At 66.3% G+C, this 12,825-nt stretch carries 16 protein-coding genes; 10 read left to right on the forward strand and 6 right to left on the reverse strand.

Annotation, left to right across the window (positions count from 1 at the left end; all coding sequences use genetic code 11):
• Positions 1 to 87: 87 nt before the first annotated feature.
• Together K4043_RS11390 and K4043_RS11395 are read left to right on the forward strand one after the other, a co-directional pair.
• Positions 88 to 843: an arginyltransferase gene (locus K4043_RS11390; RefSeq protein WP_265309407.1), complete on the forward strand. Its 756-nt coding sequence runs from the start codon at positions 88 to 90 to the stop codon at positions 841 to 843.
• Between the two features lie 37 nt (positions 844 to 880).
• Positions 881 to 2,086 (forward strand): endonuclease/exonuclease/phosphatase family protein, encoded by a 1,206-nt coding sequence (locus K4043_RS11395; protein ID WP_265309408.1) that lies wholly within the window; start codon positions 881 to 883, stop codon positions 2,084 to 2,086.
• A gap of 253 nt (positions 2,087 to 2,339) precedes the next feature.
• Here the strand turns inward: K4043_RS11395 and purT are convergent, their stop codons facing one another.
• A complete protein-coding gene (gene purT, locus K4043_RS11400; RefSeq protein WP_265309409.1) occupies positions 2,340 to 3,527 on the reverse strand; it encodes a formate-dependent phosphoribosylglycinamide formyltransferase in 1,188 nt (395 codons plus the stop codon).
• 130 nt (positions 3,528 to 3,657) lie between these two features.
• Here purT and K4043_RS11405 point away from each other — a divergent pair, with 130 nt between their 5' ends.
• The 6 genes from K4043_RS11405 to K4043_RS11430 all read left to right on the forward strand — a co-directional run bounded on the left by K4043_RS11405 (position 3,658) and on the right by K4043_RS11430 (position 6,874).
• Complete coding sequence (locus K4043_RS11405; protein ID WP_123728654.1) at positions 3,658 to 4,527, forward strand: SPFH domain-containing protein; 870 nt, start codon at positions 3,658 to 3,660, stop codon at positions 4,525 to 4,527.
• Between the two features lie 88 nt (positions 4,528 to 4,615).
• A complete protein-coding gene (locus K4043_RS11410) occupies positions 4,616 to 4,795 on the forward strand; it encodes an Arc family DNA binding domain-containing protein (RefSeq protein WP_123728653.1) in 180 nt (59 codons plus the stop codon).
• Entirely contained in the window at positions 4,792 to 4,971 is a 180-nt protein-coding gene (locus K4043_RS11415; RefSeq protein ID WP_123728652.1) for a DUF4177 domain-containing protein, read from the forward strand. The genes K4043_RS11410 and K4043_RS11415 overlap by 4 nt, the downstream gene beginning before the upstream one ends.
• Position 4,972: 1 nt before the next feature.
• A complete protein-coding gene (locus K4043_RS11420) occupies positions 4,973 to 5,515 on the forward strand; it encodes a PH domain-containing protein (protein ID WP_265309410.1) in 543 nt (180 codons plus the stop codon).
• Positions 5,516 to 5,524: 9 nt separating this feature from the next.
• On the forward strand, positions 5,525 to 6,334 hold the full coding sequence (locus K4043_RS11425; RefSeq protein ID WP_123728650.1) for a M15 family metallopeptidase: 810 nt from the start codon (positions 5,525 to 5,527) through the stop codon (positions 6,332 to 6,334).
• Positions 6,335 to 6,361: 27 nt separating this feature from the next.
• Positions 6,362 to 6,874: a hypothetical protein gene (locus K4043_RS11430; RefSeq protein WP_265309411.1), complete on the forward strand. Its 513-nt coding sequence runs from the start codon at positions 6,362 to 6,364 to the stop codon at positions 6,872 to 6,874.
• Between the two features lie 2 nt (positions 6,875 to 6,876).
• Here the strand turns inward: K4043_RS11430 and K4043_RS11435 are convergent, their stop codons facing one another.
• The 5 genes from K4043_RS11435 to K4043_RS11455 all read right to left on the reverse strand — a co-directional run bounded on the left by K4043_RS11435 (position 6,877) and on the right by K4043_RS11455 (position 11,258).
• On the reverse strand, positions 6,877 to 7,551 hold the full coding sequence (locus K4043_RS11435) for a DNA-3-methyladenine glycosylase (protein WP_123728648.1): 675 nt from the start codon (positions 7,549 to 7,551) through the stop codon (positions 6,877 to 6,879).
• A gap of 1 nt (position 7,552) precedes the next feature.
• Complete coding sequence (locus K4043_RS11440) at positions 7,553 to 7,924, reverse strand: DUF423 domain-containing protein (RefSeq protein ID WP_123728647.1); 372 nt, start codon at positions 7,922 to 7,924, stop codon at positions 7,553 to 7,555.
• Between the two features lie 103 nt (positions 7,925 to 8,027).
• Positions 8,028 to 9,107: an SRPBCC family protein gene (locus K4043_RS11445; protein WP_123728646.1), complete on the reverse strand. Its 1,080-nt coding sequence runs from the start codon at positions 9,105 to 9,107 to the stop codon at positions 8,028 to 8,030.
• A 313-nt stretch (positions 9,108 to 9,420) separates the two neighbouring features.
• Entirely contained in the window at positions 9,421 to 10,062 is a 642-nt protein-coding gene (locus K4043_RS11450; protein WP_019184539.1) for a response regulator transcription factor, read from the reverse strand.
• Positions 10,062 to 11,258, reverse strand: coding sequence for a sensor histidine kinase (locus K4043_RS11455; protein ID WP_123728645.1), 1,197 nt, complete (start codon positions 11,256 to 11,258; stop codon positions 10,062 to 10,064). The genes K4043_RS11450 and K4043_RS11455 overlap by 1 nt, the downstream gene beginning before the upstream one ends.
• Positions 11,259 to 11,397: 139 nt before the next feature.
• Here K4043_RS11455 and K4043_RS11460 point away from each other — a divergent pair, with 139 nt between their 5' ends.
• Together K4043_RS11460 and minC are read left to right on the forward strand one after the other, a co-directional pair.
• Positions 11,398 to 11,994, forward strand: a complete 597-nt coding sequence (locus K4043_RS11460; protein ID WP_123728644.1) for a GNAT family N-acetyltransferase — start codon at positions 11,398 to 11,400, stop codon at positions 11,992 to 11,994.
• A gap of 15 nt (positions 11,995 to 12,009) precedes the next feature.
• Positions 12,010 to 12,792, forward strand: a complete 783-nt coding sequence (gene minC, locus K4043_RS11465; protein WP_123728643.1) for a septum site-determining protein MinC — start codon at positions 12,010 to 12,012, stop codon at positions 12,790 to 12,792.
• Positions 12,793 to 12,825 lie beyond the last annotated feature (33 nt).

Genomic DNA, 12,825 nt, shown 5'->3' on the forward strand with positions numbered 1-12,825 from the left:
GCGCCAGCACCGTTGACAGCCCGGCCGGCCGTGTTCATTTGGCAGACAGTCGCGCCGGCTGCGACGGCACGGGGCTATGCTGTGGGCATGGCAATACACGGCGACCGCGACGACGAGCTGCGACTGTTCCAGACCGGTGACCACCCCTGTGGCTACTGGCCGGAACGGGCCGCACGCGATCTGGTGCTCGACCCCAACGATCCCCGTCTGGGCACGCTGTACCCAATGGCGCTGGGCTGGGGCTTCCGCCGCTCCGGTGATCTGGTCTACCGCCCGCACTGCGCCGACTGCCACGCCTGCGTGGCCGTGCGCATCCCTGTGGCCCGCTTCGCACCGGACCGCAGCCAGCGCCGCTGCCTGGCCCGCAACGCGGATCTGGAAGTGCGTATCGTCGCGGCCGAACAGACCGAAGAGCAGTTCGCGCTGTACCACCGTTACCTGTCCCATCGGCACGCACAGGGCGGCATGGACGAGCACGGCCCGCATGAGTTCGACCAGTTCCTGATCGGGCGCTGGTCGCAGGGGCGTTTCATCGAAATCCGCGGCCCGGCCGAGGACGGCCATCGTGGTCCGCTGCTCGGGGTGGCCGTGACCGATGTGACCCCGCAAGGACTGTCGGCGGTCTACACCTTCTTCGATCCGGACCACACCCATCGCGGCCTGGGTACCTTCGCGATCCTGCAGCAGATCGCCTGGGCCCAGCGCGAGCAGCTGCCGCACCTGTACTTGGGCTACTGGATCCGCGACCACCGCAAAATGGACTACAAGCGCCGGTTCCGCCCGCTGGAGGCCTATGACGGCCGCCGCTGGCACGCCTTCGATGACGAACTGGACGGCCGCTGACGCAACACTGACACCGTGCCGGGTGCAAAATAGGCGGATGAAAGCCCATCCCCTGATCCTTGCCCTGGCCCTGCTCTGCGGCGCCTGCGCCCAGACCCCTGCCAAGACCGCCGCCATGCCGGATACCGCCTCCGCACCGCTGCGGATCGCCACCTACAACACCTCCCTGTACAGCGACGAGACCGGCGGGCTGATCGCCGAGCTCGAAGGCGACAGCGAACACGCGCGCAAGATTGCCGCCGTCCTGCAGCAGGTCCGCCCGGATCTGGTCCTGCTCAACGAGTTCGATTACGACGACGCCCATCGCGCCGCTGATCTCTTCCAGCAGCGCTACCTGGAAGCCGCCCAGCCGGGCGGCGGTGAACCGCTGCATTACGCCTATCGCTACCTCGCCCCGGTGAACACCGGCGTGCAGAGCGGACTGGACCTGGACAACAACGGCGAGATCGGCGGCGAAGGCCGCGCCCGTGGCAACGATGCCTGGGGCTACGGCCTGCACCCGGGCCAGTACGGCATGCTGGTGCTGTCGCGCTACCCGATCGATGAAGCGAAGGTCCGCAGTTTCCAGCTGCTGAAGTGGAGCACGATGCCAGGCGCCCTGCGCCCGATCGACCCGCGCACCGGGAAATCCTTCTACAACGACCACGTCTGGTCGCAGCTGCGCCTGTCCTCCAAATCGCATTGGGACGTCCCGGTGACCACCCCGAACGGCACCGTGCACGCCTTGGTCTCGCACCCGACCCCGCCGGTCTTCGACGGCCCGGAGAAGCGCAACGCCGCCCGCAATCACGACGAACTGCGCCTGTGGCAGCACTACCTCAAGGACCGCGACACCTCATGGCTGTGCGATGACCGCGGCCACTGCGGCGGCCTTCCGCAGGACGCGCGCTTCGTCATCCTCGGCGACCTCAACAACGACCCGGCCGACGGCGACGGCCGCCACGAAGCGATCGTCGAACTGATCGAAAACCCCCGCGTCCTGCGCTACCCCACCCCGCGCAGCGTCGGCGCCGAACAGACCAGCCTGGCCTACGCCGAAAAAGGCATCGTCCGCAAAGGCGCGCCCTTCCACGCCACCGGCGACTTCGGCCCGAAATCCGGCACCATGCGCCTGGACTACGTCCTGCCCTCGGTCGGCTTCAGCTACATCGGCAGCGGCGTGTTCTGGCCGTCCAACGACAGCCCGGAAGCCAAGATTGCCGACGGCAGCGACCACCACCTGGTGTGGGTCGACCTGAAGTAAAGCCCGCGTCGCTCTCAACGAAAAACGGCGAGCCAAAGCTCGCCGTTTTTCGTTTGCTCCGCTGTTCGAACCGCACAACCGACCTTCCACGAAGAGGTGATCGGGCAGCCCGATGAAGGACCGTGTGCGGCATGGATGCCGCACTACGAGCCCCCAAGGATGGGTTTACGGCGTGTTCTGCATCGGGCTGCCCGATCGCCTCACACCGACAGCAACCAAGGCGCCCAGCTTCGGCTTCGGCCTCAAACCCGGCTCAAGACCGCAACTCGATCCCGATCGCCTCAGCCGCCTCACGCGCGATCTTCCGCGCCGCATCGACATCCGCACCCCGCGCCAAGGTCACGCCCACCCGGCGATGCCCATGCACACTGGGTTTGCCGAACAACCGCAGCGCCGAATCCGGATGCACCAGCGCCGCGGCCACATTGCTGAAGAACGGCACACCCTCACCGTGTGCCAACATCGCGCACGACGCCGATGGACCACTCTGGCGGATCACCGGAATCGGCAGCCCCAGGATCGCGCGCGCATGCAGCGCGAACTCGCTCAACTCCTGCGACGCCAGCGTCACCAGACCCGTGTCATGCGGCCGCGGCGATACCTCGCTGAACCACACATCGTCGCCTTTCACGAACAGCTCGACCCCGAACAGCCCCCAGCCGCCCAGCTCATCGGTGATCGCCTGCGAAATCTCCTCCGCCCGCGCCAGCGCACGCGGCGACATCGGCTGCGGCTGCCAGCTCTCGCGGTAGTCACCGTCTTTCTGCCAGTGCCCGATCGGCGCACAGAACGAGGTCCCGCCCGCATGACGCACGGTCAGCAGGGTGATTTCGTATTCGAAGTCGATGAAGCCCTCCACGATGCAGCGCCCGGCACCGGCGCGGCCACCGGTCTGCGCGTACTCCCAGGCCGGCGCGATGTCGGCGTCCTGGCGCAGCGTGCTCTGGCCCTTGCCCGAGGAAGACATCACCGGCTTGACCACGCACGGCAGCCCGATCGCGGCGACCGCCGCGCGGTACTCGGCGTCGGTATCAACGAAACGGTACCGTGAGGTCGGCAGGCCCAGCGTCTCGGCGGCGAGCCGGCGGATGCCTTCACGATCCATGGTCAGGCGTGCCGCACGCGCAGTCGGCACTACCCGCAGTCCCTGCTCCTGTTCCAGCTGGACCAGCGTCTCGGTATGGATCGCCTCGATCTCCGGCACCACCAGATGCGGCTTCTCCAGTGCGATCAGCGCGCGCAGCGCCATCGCGTCGAGCATGTCGATCACGTGCGCACGGTGTGCCACCTGCATGGCCGGCGCGTTGGCGTAGCGGTCGGCGGCGATCACCTCCACCCCCAGCCGCTGCAGCTCGATGGCGACTTCCTTGCCGAGTTCGCCGGATCCCAGCAGCAGCACACGGGTGGCGGAAGGAGACAGCGGCGTACCGAGCGTGGACATGGCAGTGTTCCGGGCAACAGGGGCGGGAGGGCATTTTAGCCGCTGCGCCCCTCCATGAGCGGCCTTCCCGGCACTTGCGAAGTGATATCAATTTGATATCTTCCAATCAACTACCCAAGGACGCCCCGCCATGAAAGAGAAGTCGATCCGCTCGCTGTCCGGCCTGCCCTTCCTGCTGCTGGTGCTGGCCCTGACCGCGGTGGCGGTGTGGATGTTCGTGGTCGGGGTGGACAAGGGCAACCGCAACCCGGCGCTGATCATCGGCAGCCTCCTGCTCGCCACCACCGCCCTGCTCAGCCTGGTCGGCCTGTATACGGTGCAGCCCAACCAGGCCGTGGTCGTCAGCCTGTTCGGCAAGTACGTCGGCACCGTCAAGGAGAACGGCCTGCGCTGGAACAACCCGTTCTTCACCAAGGTCAAGGTGAGCCAGCGCGTGCGCAACTTCGAGAGCGGCAAGCTCAAGGTCAATGAGCTCGATGGCAGCCCGATCGAGATCGCCGCGGTGATCGTGTGGCAGGTGGTGGATGCTTCCGAAGCTGTCTACAACGTGGATGACTACGAGAGCTTCGTGCACATCCAGTCCGAATCGGCGCTGCGCGCGATGGCGACCAGCTATCCGTATGACCAGCACGAAGACGGCCAGCTGTCGCTGCGCAGCCATGCCGCCGAGATCTCCCAGCACCTCAAGGACGAGCTGGCCGAGCGCCTGGCCGATGCCGGCGTGCAGGTGATCGATGCGCGCATCAGCCACCTCGCCTATGCGCCGGAAATCGCCCAGGCCATGCTGCAGCGCCAGCAGGCGAACGCCGTCATCGCTGCACGCACGCGGATTGTCGCTGGTGCGGTCGGCATGGTCGAAATGGCCTTGGCCGAACTGCAGAAGAACGGCGTGGTCCAGCTCGATGAAGAGCGCAAGGCGCACATGGTAAGCAACCTGCTGACTGTGCTGTGTTCGGACCGTGGCACCCAGCCGGTGGTCAACGCCGGTTCGCTGTATTGATGCACCAGCGTGCCGACCCAGGGTCGGCACCTGCCAACGCAACCCGGCGCCGAGGGGACGGCACGGGGTGTAGATAAAGGACCCCCGCATGACCGAAAAGAAAGCGTACCCGCTGCGTATCAATGCCGACGTTCTGGCGGCGGCGCAGCGCTGGGCCGACGACGATCTGCGCAGCCTCAATGCGCAGATCGAATACGTGCTGCGTGATGCACTGCGCAAGGCCGGACGCCTTCCCAAGCCCACCACCGACAAGGAGAGCAAATCATGAGCAGGCGCTGGAGCTACCTGACCGTTGAAGTAAAGCCGGGCATGATGGGCATTGTGAAACCCAAAGACATACAGGACGAACTGACCCGGCATGGCAACCTGGGCTGGGAACTGGTCAACCTTGTCTTCGCACCGCCCCTCAATACGGCGTTGCTGATCTTCAAGAAGGAGGATTGAGATGCCTGCAGCTCAATCCTTCGAGGTTGCCCCATCGCCGGTCTGGCGACTGCTGTGGCTGTGGACTCCGCTGCTGCTCGTCGCTGGCCTGATGGTCGGCACCGCGCTGGACGCACCGGAGCGTTCGCACACCGAACTGTTCATCACCCTGCCGTTCCTTGCGGTGCTGGCGGCCGTACTGACCTGGGCCTACAGCCGGCGTCGCATCGTGCTGCATGAGGACACCCTGGAGGTGCTGTCGACCTTCTACCGCAAGCGCGTGCCGGTCAGCGCGATGCGGCTGGACGAGGCGCGTATCGTCGACTTCGCCGAGCATGGCCGGTACAAGCCTTCGATCAAGACCAACGGCTACGGCGTACCTGGCTTTCAGTCCGGGCACTACCGCATGGCCGATCGCAGCAAGGCGTTCTGCCTGATCACCAACAGCAGCCGCGTGCTGCACGTGCCGCTGCGCGATGGCAGCGCCTTGGTGATCAGCCCGGACCGCCCACGTGCACTGCTCGATGCCCTGCAGGCGCTGGCCGGACCGCCGCCCGCGCACTAAGCTGGTGACATGCGCCGATCCCCTGCCTTGCTGATCAACACCGCCGAGATCGAACTGTGGCCCGGCGGCCTGCTGCGTGCACGCGGCTCTGCCGACGCGCGCGCCTTGGCTCGCGCGCAGTGGGTCCTGCGGCGCAAGCGCGATGGGCGCTACCTCGCCGTCGCTACCGCCCACGGCGTGCTGCCGCTGGTGCCGCGCCTGATGCGCGAGCCGGGCATCGAGGAGGCACTGGATGCGCTGGACCGCCAGCTGCTGGATCGCCGCCGTGGCAGCGCGCCCGATACGGTGCTGCCCCTGAGTGGACTGCAGCATCGCCTCGAAACCCTCGGGATTGATGCCGATGCTTACGAAGCCGCGACCGGTCTGGCGCTGGAAGCCGAACCGGCTCAGCTTCACCTGGCCGGCTTCGACCGCTACCGGCGGCCACTCTGGCTGCAGCGTGACGCCGCTCGCAACTGGCAACGCCTGCGCGCGCGGGCCGCTGCCGATGGCACCGCCCTGGATGCGATCTCCGGCTACCGCAGCCACGATTACCAACTCGGGATATTCGCGCGCAAACGCAACCGCGGGCTGAGCGTGGAGGAGATCCTCAAGGTCAACGCCGCGCCGGGCTACAGCGAGCACCACAGCGGCTACGCGCTGGATATCGGCACACCCGGCGAACCGCCTGCGGAAGAATCGTTTGAGTCGACTGCCGCGTTCGCGTGGCTGGGCGAGCATGCCGGTCGCTTCGGGTTCCAGCTGAGCTACCCGCGGGACAACCCGCATGGGATTGTCTACGAACCGTGGCACTGGTGCTGGCACGACGCCATACCCTGACCAGCGCGACCCACAAGGAGGGCGACCATGGACGATCAGAATCCCTACCAGGCCGGTGAGGTTCCCCCCACCCCGCCAATGGCACCGCACTGGGAACAGGTGCCGAGCGGGATCACCAGGCCAGTCACGCAGCTCTGGTTACTGGGCGCGGGACTCGCCGTGTTCACCCTCGCCACGGGCGGCTGGACGTGGGTCACGAACCGGCACGTGTTCGCCATGATGAACTTCATCGCTGCTGCGATGGTCGGCTGCGTTTACCTGGGTCTGGCAGTGGGGGTCTACAAACGCAGCCGGATTGCGGCCTGCCTGACCGCTGCGTTGTGGGCATGGGTGTTCGTGATGCATCTGAGGCAGGACACCGCAGGCCTGGCAGACACGCTTCGGAGGATGGGGATGATGCTGGTGATCGGGGTCGTGGTCCTCCGCGGCACCTTCGCCACCTTCCACCATCACCGCTACCTTGCGGCGAAGAAGCGCCAGCCAGCGCGGGCACGAATCAGCGACGACCCGGCCTTCGCGCCGAAGCCGCCGGCCGCGTAGCCTCACCCCTGCGAGCGGTTGGTCGTCGCCTTCGGATCCACCGTGAAATCTGCGATCCGCCACAGGTACAGGCTCGCGTAGGTCCGGAACGGGCCCCATTTCTCGCCGCGGGCGAGCAGCTCCTTCGGGGTTGGCATCCGCTCGGCCTTGTCCACGCGCTGGGCGCCCTTGCGGACACCGAGGTCGTCCACCGGCAGGATGTCCGGGCGACCGAGCCGGAACATCAGCATCATCTCCACCGTCCAGCGGCCGATGCCGCGGATCGGGACCAGCGCGTCGATGATCGCGTCGTGGTCCATCACCGACATCCGACGCAGGTCGGGAATCTCGCCCGCCGCCTCGCGACGCGCCAGGTCTCGCAGCGCCAGCGCCTTGTTGCCCGAGACCCCGCAGACCCGCAGCCCGGCATCATCGATGCGCGCGAGCGTATCGGCGTGCAGGCGGGTGCTGCCGATGGCGGTCTCCACCCGCCCGACGATGGTCGAGGCGGCCTTGCCGCTGAGCTGCTGGAACAGGATCGCCCGTGCCAGCGCATCGACCGGGTCGAAGGTCTTCGCCCAGCCGGGTTGCGCCTGGATGGGGCCAAGCCGCTTCATCCACGTGCCCAGCCGCCGGTCGCGCCGGCTCAGCCAGTCGTGCGCTTCATCGACATCAAAGCCACGGCGGTAACGGGGCATGTCAGCGCCTCAGCGCGTTCAGCCCGTAGGCCAGCCAGCCCACCATCAGGGCCGTGCCGCCAATGGGCGCCAATTGGGTACTGAGCTTCCACAGCGCGCCCGCCACCAGGCTGCCGGAGAACAGCAGCGTGCCGATCAGCAGCACATACAGGGCCAGCCGACCCAACGTGTTCTGCTGGGTCGGGCCGAGTACGGCCAGCGCCACCCCGTGCCCGAAGGCGTATAGGGCCGCGGTGGTCACATGCGACTGCGCCAGCGGGTCGGCGATGCCATGGGAGGCGTAAGCCGACAGGCCCACCGCCGTAGCCGCGAGCAGGCCGCCCAGGCCGGCCAGCAGGGAGGGTTTGCGCGTGCGTCGTTCCAGGTTGAGCATGCTTGCGTCCTTCAGACAATGCCCCGCTGCCGGAGCCAAAAAAAAACGCGCCGCAGGAAGCGGCGCGTTTCAGGTCGTGCGTTACATCACGGCAACCGTCGGATTACTTGACGGCCCAGTAGATGTCGTACGTGCCTTCCGGAGTGAACGACTTGTCCACGCCGTCCTTCCAGGACTCGTACGGACGATCGATCACTTCGTTGCCGCCGGTCACCGACCACGCACGCAGGGCGTTGCGGGCGATGTCCAGGCCGGCCATGTGGCCGGTGTAGGCCGCGTGGGCCGAACGATGCGGAGCCACATGCACGTACTTGACCGGTGCACCATCGTCGATCTTCACCGTCAGGGCTTCGGCCGTCGCGGCTTCAGCACCCTTCTTCTTGACCGGCTGGGCCACGTCGAAGGCGTACTTCTCGGCGCCGAAATCGGTGGTGATGATGCGGAACGGACCGGCGGCTTCGAGGTTGTTGGCCTCCATGACGCGCTTGATCCACTCCTGGTTGTCCTTGATGGACTTGGTGATGGTCTCCTGGCCGCGGTCCACGTTGCCGGCGGTGACGACCAGCAGGTCCTCGGCCGGGACGTCCACGATGGCCAGATCGGTCAGCGGGGCTTCGGCGGTGCGGTAGTCCACGTTCGGCACGGTAGCCAGCATGTTGGCCATGCGCGACAGACCCAGCTTCAGGTCGTCACCGGCGTGACGGCTGACGTACAGGCCAGCGTAACGACCGAACAGGTTGAACCCGTACTTGACGCTGTAGTCCTGCGTGATCTTGACGTTGCGGCCACCCTTGCCGGTCGGCTCGAGGGTGAAGTTGGTCACCTTGTCGTGGCCCTTGGTCTGGTCCTCGATGGCGATGGCAACGTGCTTGTTCTGCTCGGACTCGGTGATCACCCAGCTACCCTGGCCCAAGGAACCTTCCTTGGAGGAGTAGTCCAGGCGTGCGCCGACACCGGCAGCCGGGCCGGAGTGCTTCAGTTCAACGGCGGGATCGCGCAGCAAGAGCGGGTTCCAGTCCTTGAAGCGGCGCAGGCTGTTGACCGTGTCGTACACGATCGTCATCTTGCGGTTGGTCTCGATGCTTTCGGAAATATGGCGCTCGCCCGGCAGACATACGCCAATGATGACGAACAGGCCAGCCACGATCCCCAAGGCGATCAGGAACTCGATAATACGGGTCATTCAGGAGTCTCCGGGGCCGATCCCACGGCCGGGTTGATTGAAGCGAAGCGCCAATCCTAGCAGGCTTCGCCGGTGTTGTTGATCAGGGTTGGCACACCGGTTTCCATGTCGGCAGCGGTTTTGCATAGACAAGGAGCGGAAAGATAACGCATCGCGCGTGTCAGCACGTAGCGTATGGGCAATATTTCTTTGCCGGATTCGGCCTACGGACCCGGAATTTCCCTTGTATCGCTTGCGCTGCAAGGGTTTCGCGGGATTCAGAAATTACCGACAAACCCGTGGCCGCCCGAAGGCCGCCGCCGGGTCCACCGGCTCAGACCAGCTGCAGCTCGAAGGCCTTGAGCACTGCCCGGGTGCGGTCGCGCACCCCCAGCTTGGACAGGATGTTGGACACGTGGTTCTTGATGGTGCCTTCGGCCACGCCCAATGAATTGGCGATCTCCTTGTTGGAGAAGCCACTGGCCATCAGCCGCAGGATCTCCGTCTCACGGTCGGTCAACGGGTCCGGCCGGTCCAGGCTCACGAACTCGTTGCGCATGTGCTCCAGGCCCGACAGCAGCCGCTGGGTGACCGCCGGCTGCACCAGCGAGCCGCCATCGGCCACCGTGCGGATCGCGCCCACGAGCTGATCCAGGGTCACATCCTTGAGCAGGTAGCCCTTTGCCCCGGCCTTCAGCCCGGCCAGCACCAGCTGATCGTCATCGAAGGTGGTCAGGATGATGGTCGGCGGCAGCTGGTTCAGACGCGACAGCATCTGCAGCGCCTCCAGCCCGGACATCACCGGCATGCGCATGTCCATCAGGACCACGTCGGGGCGGACCTGCGGAACCACCTCGACTGCCTGGCGGCCATCGGCGGCCTCGGCGACCACCTCGATGCCGTCATCGAGCGCCAGCAGCGAGCGGATTCCCTGCCGCACCAGGGTTTGGTCGTCGACCAGGCAGACGCGAATCATCAACGCACTCCTTCAATGACAGCGGTCAGCATCAATACTGGCACGCCGGGTACCGAGGCACGCAGGCGGAAGCCCTGACCCCGGCGGGTTTCGATCTGCAGCTCACCACCGCATTGTTGCAGCCGCTCGCGCATCCCGCGCAATCCGTTGCCGACCACGATGCCGTCCGCGCCGACCCCATCATCATGCGCCTCCAGCACCACGATGCCGGGCGGCTCGCGCCGGACCTTGATCCACAGGTTGCGTGCGCCGGCGTGGCGCACCGCATTGGTGATGATTTCCTGGGTGCAGCGGAGCAGCACATGAGCGCGCTCGGGGTCTTCCACGCTCAGCGGCTCATCGATGTCCAGGTGGATATCGAGCGAGGGCACCTGCTCGGTCAGCGGGCGCAGGGCCGCGGCCAGATCGATGGCGCCACTGTCGCGCAGCTGGCTGACCGCCTCGCGCACGTCGGTGAGCAGCAGCTTGGCTAGGGTATGGGCCTGATGCACGTGCTCCTGGGCCTGGCCCTCGGTGATGTGGCCCGCCACCTCCAGGTTGAGGCTGAGGGCGGTCAGGTGGTGGCCCAGCAGGTCGTGCAGCTCGCGGGAGATGCGGGTGCGCTCATTGACGCGGGCGCTCTCGGCCAGCAGCACACGGGTGGCCCGCAGTTCGGTATTGAGCCGGCGCTGCTCTTCCCGGGCATCGGTCTGCTGGCGCGCGACCAGGCTGGTCACGAAGATGAACATGGAGAAGCCGCCATACAGCAGCGACTGCATCACCGCTTCGAACAGCGAGAAATTCAGGATGAGGTAGTAGACCGGCAGCACCGCGAGCTGGCTGAGCAGCAGCCAGATCACGCCACCGCGCACCGGCAGCATCCACGGAATCACGCCGGCAGCGACCATCATCAGGATGCTCCCCAGCCCGGAGCCGCTCAGATAGCTCACGCCCAGCGCCGAGGCGGTGAGCAGCACCAGCATGACCCGGTCGTACCAGCGCGAGTGGCCGCCGTTGCGCAGCCCGCGGGTCAGCCAGAAGTACCCGGCGCCGAAGGCCAGGTACGCGGCGAACAACCACAGCGCCCAGGCATCGACGCCACCGCCGCGGCGCAGCAGTGCTTCGTACTGTGAATAAACCAGAGGGAGTCCGACCATGACCCAGGTGAACAGGCCGGCCAGTCGCAGTACTCGGGTGTGGCTGAGGTATCCCAACATGGACGCATAGTAGGCTGAACCTGTTCCCCTGCACTCCCACAGAAGTCATGCCTGTCGGCTCGCGGGGGGAGGCCACCCATGCAATAATCGGACCGAACGGCCCCTAGATGGGCCAACCGCGTTACCCCACGGAGTCACAATGTCGATTGTCATCCGCGACGTGCGCGAGCACGAGCTCGATTCCGTCCTGGCCCTGAACAACAATGCCGGCCTGGCCATCCTGCCGTTGGATGCCGCCCGCCTGCGTCTGTTCTATGAAAGCGCTGAGTATTTCCGCGTCGCCGAGCGCGACGGCAACCTGGCCGGTTTCCTGATCGGCTTCGGCAGCGACAGCCAGCACGACAGCAGCAACTTCGCCTGGTTCAAGCAGCAGCTGGGCAGCAAATTCTTCTATATCGACCGCATCGTGGTCGCCAGCCGCCGTCGCGGCGGTGGCGTCGGCCGTGCGTTCTATGCCGATGCGCAGAGCTACGCCGAGCTGCGCTACCCGCAGCTGACCTGCGAGGTCTTCCTGGATCACGGTGCCGATGCCGCCCTGCTCTTCCACGGCAGCTTCGGCTTCCGCGAAGTCGGGCAGAACACCATGGCCCACGTTGACGTGCGCGCCAGCATGCTGCTCAAGGACCTGTGTAGTTACCAGTGGGTGCACGACACCTACGGCGATCAGTTGCCGGATGTGCCCTGGGTGGGCCATCGCCGCGAGCCGCTGCGCGTCCAGCAGCAGACGGGGACCTGATCGGTGGCAGCGAACATGGATTTTGAACAGGCCGGTGAACTGAAGATCGGCCAGGTCGGCATCGCCAATCTGCGTATCCGCACCCTCGACGTCGACCGCCTTATCCGTGAAATGCAGGAACGCGTCGCGCGTGCGCCGAAGCTGTTCGGGCGTGCGGCAGTGATCCTGGATTTCGGCGGACTCAGCAAGATGCCGGACGTGGCGACCGCCAAGGCGCTGCTGGACGGCCTGCGCAAGGCCGGCGTGCTGCCGGTTGCGCTGGCCTACGGCACCACCGAAACCGACCTGCTCTCGCAGCAGCTCGGCCTGCCGCTGCTGGCCAAGTTCCGCGCCCAGTACGAGCGCGCCGAGGCCGAGCCGGCCCCTGCGCCCCTGCCGGTCGCCGAACCGCCACCGCGCCGTGCGCGTGCCGCCGCAGCCGTGCCTGCGGCGCCGGCGCCCAGCGCGGTGGCCAGCGGAGGCGCACCCAAGCCGGGCCGCATGCAGACCGCCAACGTCCGTTCGGGCCAGCAGCTGTACGCGGAAAACTGCGACCTGACCGTCATGGCCACCGTCGGCGCGGGCGCCGAAGTGATCGCCGACGGCAGCATCCACATCTACGGTACGCTGCGGGGCCGTGCCCTGGCAGGTGCCCAAGGCAACACCACGGCGCGCATTTTCTGCCGTGAATTCCACGCTGAACTGGTCGCCATTGCCGGCCATTACAAGGTACTGGACGATGTTCCGGACTCGCTGCGCGGCAAGGCCGTGCAGGTGTGGCTGGAACAGGACCAGATCAAGATCGCTGCGCTGGACTGACGCAGCCCCCAAACAGAAGAATCAGGAGAAATC

The sequence above is a fragment of the Stenotrophomonas sp. SRS1 genome, assembly GCF_026130205.1.
Lineage (GTDB): Bacteria > Pseudomonadota > Gammaproteobacteria > Xanthomonadales > Xanthomonadaceae > Stenotrophomonas > Stenotrophomonas rhizophila_B.

Bases quoted from the DNA above. Each gene is read 5' to 3' on its own strand.
- purT (WP_265309409.1), bottom strand. From the start codon at position 3,527: ATGTCCACGCTCGGTACGCCGCTGTCTCCTTCCGCCACCCGTGTGCTG.
- K4043_RS11395 (WP_265309408.1), top strand. From the start codon at position 881: ATGAAAGCCCATCCCCTGATCCTTGCCCTGGCCCTGCTCTGCGGCGCC.
- minC (WP_123728643.1), top strand. From the start codon at position 12,010: ATGGATTTTGAACAGGCCGGTGAACTGAAGATCGGCCAGGTCGGCATC.
- K4043_RS11435 (WP_123728648.1), bottom strand. From the start codon at position 7,551: ATGCCCCGTTACCGCCGTGGCTTTGATGTCGATGAAGCGCACGACTGG.
- K4043_RS11425 (WP_123728650.1), top strand. From the start codon at position 5,525: ATGCGCCGATCCCCTGCCTTGCTGATCAACACCGCCGAGATCGAACTG.
- K4043_RS11415 (WP_123728652.1), top strand. From the start codon at position 4,792: ATGAGCAGGCGCTGGAGCTACCTGACCGTTGAAGTAAAGCCGGGCATG.
- K4043_RS11445 (WP_123728646.1), bottom strand. From the start codon at position 9,107: ATGACCCGTATTATCGAGTTCCTGATCGCCTTGGGGATCGTGGCTGGC.
- K4043_RS11440 (WP_123728647.1), bottom strand. From the start codon at position 7,924: ATGCTCAACCTGGAACGACGCACGCGCAAACCCTCCCTGCTGGCCGGC.
- K4043_RS11405 (WP_123728654.1), top strand. From the start codon at position 3,658: ATGAAAGAGAAGTCGATCCGCTCGCTGTCCGGCCTGCCCTTCCTGCTG.
- K4043_RS11410 (WP_123728653.1), top strand. From the start codon at position 4,616: ATGACCGAAAAGAAAGCGTACCCGCTGCGTATCAATGCCGACGTTCTG.
- K4043_RS11420 (WP_265309410.1), top strand. From the start codon at position 4,973: ATGCCTGCAGCTCAATCCTTCGAGGTTGCCCCATCGCCGGTCTGGCGA.
- K4043_RS11455 (WP_123728645.1), bottom strand. From the start codon at position 11,258: ATGTTGGGATACCTCAGCCACACCCGAGTACTGCGACTGGCCGGCCTG.
- K4043_RS11450 (WP_019184539.1), bottom strand. From the start codon at position 10,062: ATGATTCGCGTCTGCCTGGTCGACGACCAAACCCTGGTGCGGCAGGGA.
- K4043_RS11460 (WP_123728644.1), top strand. From the start codon at position 11,398: ATGTCGATTGTCATCCGCGACGTGCGCGAGCACGAGCTCGATTCCGTC.
- K4043_RS11390 (WP_265309407.1), top strand. From the start codon at position 88: ATGGCAATACACGGCGACCGCGACGACGAGCTGCGACTGTTCCAGACC.
- K4043_RS11430 (WP_265309411.1), top strand. From the start codon at position 6,362: ATGGACGATCAGAATCCCTACCAGGCCGGTGAGGTTCCCCCCACCCCG.